Raw genomic sequence first — 1,113 nt, forward strand, 5'->3', positions numbered from 1 at the left:
CCACGAACATGCGGCTGGTGTCGCCGTGCCAGCCATCCTTGATCACGGTGACATCGATGTTGACGATGTCGCCGTTCTTCAATGGTCGGTCGTTCGGGATGCCGTGGCAGACCTGGTGGTTGATCGATGTGCAGATCGATTTTGGGTACGGCGTGTAGCCCGGCGGCTGGTAATTCAGCGGGGCGGGGATGCCGCCTTGCACATTCACGATGTGATCGTGCGCCAGCTTGTCGAGCTGTTCGGTGCTGATGCCAGGCTTCACATGCGGGGTCAGCATGTCCAGCACTTCAGAGGCCAAACGGCCGGCCACACGCATGCCTTCGATGTCGGCGGCGGACTTCAATGTGATCGTCATGGGCCGAGATTATTCCACTCCCCCGTAAAATCGCGGGTTTTCACGGGCTTGGCCCCTGGTGCCCCAGGGCTGCCGGCCTCCCGCCACACGGTGCGCCACGAGCGTGCCGCGCCGCCACCGCCGCTCCCACGCCGTCACCCCATGTCTTCAGCTTCCAAGCACCTGATGCACTTCGAGGGCGGCAACGCCCTGTCCGCCTTCCGCGCCCAGACGCTGCTCGCCGCGCTGCAAGCCGCCTGCCCGAAGGTGACCGGTGTCACCGCCCGMCACGTGCACTGGGCCTGGAGCGACGCCAGCCTGGACGCCGGCGCGCTGGACAAACTGACCTCGCTGCTGCGCTACGGCGACCCGGCGGTGGCCGCCGAGGGCGAACTGGTCGTCGTGATGCCCCGCCTGGGCACCGTGTCGCCCTGGGCCAGCAAGGCCACCGACATTGCCCACAACTGCGGCCTAACGATCCACCGCGTCGAGCGGGTCACCGAATACCGGCTGACGCTGAAGACCGGCCTGGTCTCGGGCCTGCTGGGTGGTGGCGCCAAGCCGCTGACCGCTGACGAGCGCCAGGCCTGCGCCTCGCTGCTGCACGACCGCATGACCGAAAGCGTGGCTTTCGAGCGCGAAGCCGCGAAGCACCTGTTCGACGAACAACCGGCCGAGCCGATGGCCCATGTGGACGTGCTGGGCCAGGGCCGTGCCGCGTTGGAAGTTGCCAACACCGAATTCGGCCTGGCCCTGTCGGGCGACGAGATCGACTACCT

At 66.8% G+C, this 1,113-nt stretch carries 1 protein-coding gene and 1 pseudogene; one reads left to right on the forward strand and one right to left on the reverse strand.

The annotated features are described in order from the left end of the window. The coding region (locus AC1DYI_RS36460) for a M24 family metallopeptidase (RefSeq protein WP_477208958.1) at positions 1–355 on the reverse strand (355 nt) is incomplete at its 3' end. Positions 356–496: 141 nt separating this feature from the next. Between AC1DYI_RS36460 and AC1DYI_RS36465 the strand changes: the two are divergent. After that, positions 497–1,113, forward strand: a pseudogene (locus tag AC1DYI_RS36465) (phosphoribosylformylglycinamidine synthase); the annotation flags it as partial.

It is taken from the genome of Ideonella sp. P3_A4 (assembly GCF_056403075.1).